Source organism: Burkholderia sp. APQ4-4ca, from assembly GCF_057837105.1.
This window is the reverse complement of record NZ_JBYQCG010000205.1, coordinates 19,612-24,245: the sequence shown is the minus strand read 5'-3', so window position 1 is coordinate 24,245 and position 4,634 is coordinate 19,612. Positions and strand designations below refer to the sequence as shown.

Sequence of the window (4,634 nt, the reverse complement as noted above, 5' to 3'; positions counted from 1 at the left end):
GACGGCATCGTGCTGCGCCGTGAATTCACCGAAGGCACCGACGTGAAGGCCGGTCAGCGCCTCTACAAGATCGATCCGGCGCCGTACGTCGCGGCGCTGAACAGCGCGAAGGCGACGCTCGCGAAGGCGCAGGCGAACCTCGTCACGCAGAACGCGCTGGTCGCGCGCTACAAGGTGCTGGTCGCCGCGAACGCGGTCAGCAAGCAGGACTACGACAACGCGGTCGCCACGCAAGGGCAGGCCGCGGCGGACGTCGCGGCCGGCAAGGCGGCGGTCGATACCGCGCAGATCAACCTCGGCTATACGGACGTCGTGTCGCCGATCAGCGGGCGCGTCGGCATCTCGCAGGTGACGCCGGGCGCGTACGTGCAGGCGAGCCAGGCGACGCTGATGTCGACGGTGCAGCAGCTCGATCCGGTGTACGTGGACCTCACGCAGTCGAGCCTCGAAGGGCTGAAGCTGCGTCAGGACGTGCAGAGCGGCCGTCTGAAGACGAGCGGCCCGGTCGCGGCGAAGGTGTCGCTGATCCTCGAAGACGGCAAGACCTATTCGGAAGCGGGCAAGCTGCAGTTCTCGGACGTGACGGTGGATCAGACCACCGGCTCGGTGACGATCCGCGCGGTGTTCCCGAACCCGGGCCGCGTGCTGCTGCCGGGGATGTTCGTGCGCGCCCGGATCGAGGAAGGCGTGAACGAGAACGCATTCCTGGTGCCGCAGATCGGCGTCACGCACGACCAGAAGGGGCAGGCGATCGCGATGGTGGTGAACGCCAGCAACAAGGTCGAGCCGCGTCCGCTGAAGACTAGCGGGATGCAAGGCCAGAACTGGATCGTCGAAGGCGGTCTGCAAGCGGGCGATCACGTGATCGTGCAAGGCGTCGACAAGGTGCGCCCGGGCGCGACGGTGAAGACCGTCGCCTCGCAGCTCGCACCGGCGCCGGACGCCGCCTCCGCCACCACGGCAGGCGCCGCGCCGACAAGCGCCGCGTCGGCGACTACCGCGGCCAGTGCCGCAGCGAGTTCGGCCGCCGCGTCGAGCGCGCAATAACAGGGAGTCCGTTTCATGGCCAAGTTCTTTATCGATCGCCCGATCTTTGCGTGGGTGATCGCGATCGTGCTGATGCTGGCCGGCGTCGCATCGATCTTCAAGATGCCGATCGCTCAGTATCCGACGATCGCACCGCCGACGATCCAGATCCAGGCGAACTACCCGGGCGCTTCCGCGAAGACGGTGGAAGACACGGTGACGCAGGTGATCGAGCAGCAGATGAGCGGTCTCGACAACTTCCTGTACATGTCGTCGACAAGCGACGATTCGGGCAACGCGACGATCACGCTGACCTTCTCGCCGGGCACGAATCCGGACGTCGCACAGGTGCAGGTGCAGAACAAGCTGTCGCTCGCGACGCCGAACCTGCCGCAGGTCGTGCAGCAACTGGGCATGCAGGTCACGAAGTCGAGCAGCAACTGGCTGATGTGGTTCGCGTTCAACTCCGAGGACGGCCGGATGTCGAAGGAGGACCTGACGAACTACGTGGCCTCGCATGTGCTCGATCCGCTGAGCCGCGTGAACGGCGTCGGTCAGACGCTGCTGCTCGGTTCGCAGTTCTCGATGCGGATCTGGCTCGACCCCGTCAAGCTGACCAACTACAGCCTCACGCCGACCGACGTGACGGCCGCGATCACGCAGCAGAACGTCCAGATCGCGGGCGGCCAGATCGGCGGCACGCCGGCGAAGCCGGGCACCGTGCTGCAGGCGACGATCACCGAATCGACGCTGCTGCGCACGCCCGAGCAGTTCGGCAACATCCTGCTGAAGGTCAACCAGGACGGCTCGCAGGTTCGCCTGAAGGACGTCGGCCGCACGGCACTCGGTTCGGAAAACTACACGTTCGACACGAAGTACATGGGGCAGCCGACGGCCGGCCTCGGCATCCAGCTCGCGACCGGCGCGAACGCGCTCGCGACCGCGAGCGCGCTGCGGGCCAAGATCGACGAGCTGTCGAAGTATTTCCCGCATGGCCTCGTCGTGCACTACCCGTACGACACGACGCCGTTCGTGCGCCTGTCGATCGAGGAAGTGGTCAAGACGCTGATCGAGGGCATCGTGCTCGTGTTCCTCGTGATGTACCTGTTCCTGCAGAACCTGCGCGCGACGATCATCCCGACGATCGCGGTGCCGGTCGTGCTGCTCGGCACGTTCGCGATCATGGGCATCGTCGGTTTCTCGATCAACACGCTGTCGATGTTCGGGCTCGTGCTCGCGATCGGCCTGCTGGTCGACGATGCGATCGTGGTGGTCGAGAACGTCGAGCGCGTGATGGCGGAGGAGGGGCTGTCGCCGAAGGAGGCGACCCGCAAGGCGATGGGCCAGATCACCGGCGCGCTCGTCGGCGTGGCGCTCGTGCTGTCGGCGGTGTTCGTGCCGGTCGCGTTCTCCGGCGGCTCGGTCGGCGCGATCTATCGTCAGTTCTCGCTGACGATCGTGTCGGCGATGGTGCTGTCGGTGCTCGTCGCGTTGATCCTGACGCCCGCGCTGTGCGCGACGATCCTGAAGCCGATCGAGAAGGGGCATCACGAAGAGAAGAAGGGTTTCTTCGGCTGGTTCAACCGGACGTTCGATCGCAGCCGCGATCGCTACACGAGCGGCGTGAATCACGTGATCCGCCGCTCGGGCCGCTGGCTCGTGATCTACCTGGCCGTGTTCCTCGCGGTCGGCGTGATGTTCGCGCGGCTGCCGAAGTCGTTCCTGCCGGACGAGGACCAGGGCTACATGTTCATGATCGTGCAGACGCCGTCCGGCTCCACGCAGGAAACGACCGGCAAGACGCTCGACAACATCAACACGTACCTGACCACCGCCGAGAAGGACGTGGTCGACTCGGTGTTCACGGTCAACGGCTTCAGCTTCGCGGGCCGCGGCCAGAACGCGGGCCTCGTGTTCGTGAAGCTGAAACCGTACGAGCAGCGCCAGCGTTCGGATCAAAAGGTGCAGGCGCTGATCGGCCGGACTTTCGCGCACTATTCGACGTACAAGGACGCGATGGTGATTCCGTTCAACCCGCCGTCGATTCCCGAACTCGGTACCGCTGCCGGCTTCGACTTCGAGCTGACGGACAACGCGGGTCTCGGTCACGAAGCGCTGATGGCCGCGCGCGGCCAGTTGCTCGGGATGGCCGCGAAGGATCCGACGCTCGCACTGGTACGCCCGAACGGCCTGAACGATACGCCGCAGTACAAGGTCGACATCGATCGCGAGAAGGCGAACGCGCTCGGCGTGACGGCCGCGGCGATCGACCAGACGTTTTCGATCGCATGGGCGTCGCAGTACGTGAACAACTTTCTCGATACCGACGGCCGGATCAAGAAGGTGTACGTACAGTCCGATGCGCCGTTCCGGATGACGCCGGAAGACATGAACATCTGGTACGTGCGCAACAGCGCCGGCGGGATGGTGCCGTTCAGCGCGTTCTCGAGCGGCCACTGGATCTACGGATCGCCGAAGCTCGAGCGTTACAACGGCGTGTCGTCGATCGAGATCCAGGGGCAGGCCGCGGAGGGCAAGTCGACCGGCCAGGCGATGGCCGCGATGGAAGCGCTCGCGAGCAAGCTGCCGGAAGGCATCGGCTATTCGTGGACGGGCCTGTCGTTCCAGGAAATCCAGTCCGGTTCGCAGGCGCCGATCTTGTACGCGATCTCGATCCTCGTCGTGTTCCTGTGTCTCGCGGCGCTGTATGAAAGCTGGTCGATTCCGTTCTCGGTGATCATGGTCGTGCCGCTCGGCGTGGTCGGCGCACTGCTCGCGACGATGCTGCGCGGCCTCGAGAACGACGTGTTCTTCCAGGTCGGCCTGCTGACGACCGTCGGCTTGTCCGCGAAGAACGCGATCCTGATCGTCGAGTTCGCACGCGAACTGCAGGCGGGCGGGAACATGGGGCCGGTGCGCGCGGCGATCGAGGCGGCACGCCTGCGGCTGCGCCCGATCCTGATGACGTCGCTCGCGTTCATGCTCGGCGTGCTGCCGCTCGCGATCAGCAACGGTGCGGGCTCGGCGAGCCAGCACGCGATCGGCACGGGTGTGATCGGCGGGATGATCACGGCGACGTTCCTCGCCATTTTCATGATCCCGATGTTCTTCGTGCGGGTGCGTGCGATCTTCAGCGGCGAAACGGAAAACGTCGACGACGCGTGGCGCCTCGTGCAGGGCGACCTGCAGCGCGGTCACGACGACGCACACGATTCGAAGGGGCGGTAACGATGCAAAAACATGCTTTGACTGCAACCGCGGCCGCACTGGCTGCCGCGCTCTTTGCCGCCGGCTGCACGATGGCGCCGCATTACAAGCGGCCCGACGCACCCGTCGCGCAGGCGTACCCGGCCGGCGGCGTCTACGCGACGCAGCCGGGCGCGGCCGGCGCGCGCAGCGCGAACGGCCAGGCGGCGACCGCCATCGGCTGGCGCGAGTTCTTCGTCGATCCGCGCCTGCAGCGGCTGATCGAGATCGCGCTGAAAAACAACCGCGACCTGCGCGTGTCGGTGCTGAACATCGAGGCCGCGCGTGCGCAGTACCAGATCACGCGCGCGGGGCTGTTCCCGACGCTCGACGGTACGGGCACGGGCACCATCCAGCGTTTC

3 protein-coding genes are annotated in these 4,634 nt (G+C 66.0%); all 3 read left to right on the top strand.

What is annotated here, in order from left to right:
• On the top strand, positions 1–1,047 hold a 1,047-nt coding region (locus tag AC3IFE_RS21445), incomplete at its 5' end, for an efflux RND transporter periplasmic adaptor subunit (RefSeq protein ID WP_489191876.1).
• 15 nt (positions 1,048–1,062) lie between these two features.
• On the top strand, positions 1,063–4,254 hold the full coding sequence (locus AC3IFE_RS21440; protein ID WP_489191875.1) for an efflux RND transporter permease subunit: 3,192 nt from the start codon (positions 1,063–1,065) through the stop codon (positions 4,252–4,254).
• Between the two features lie 2 nt (positions 4,255–4,256).
• The coding region (locus tag AC3IFE_RS21435; protein ID WP_489191874.1) for a TolC family protein at positions 4,257–4,634 on the top strand (378 nt) is incomplete at its 3' end.

Excerpts from the sequence above, each read along its gene's own strand:
- AC3IFE_RS21440 (WP_489191875.1), top strand. The coding sequence starts at position 1,063 with ATGGCCAAGTTCTTTATCGATCGCCCGATCTTTGCGTGGGTGATCGCG.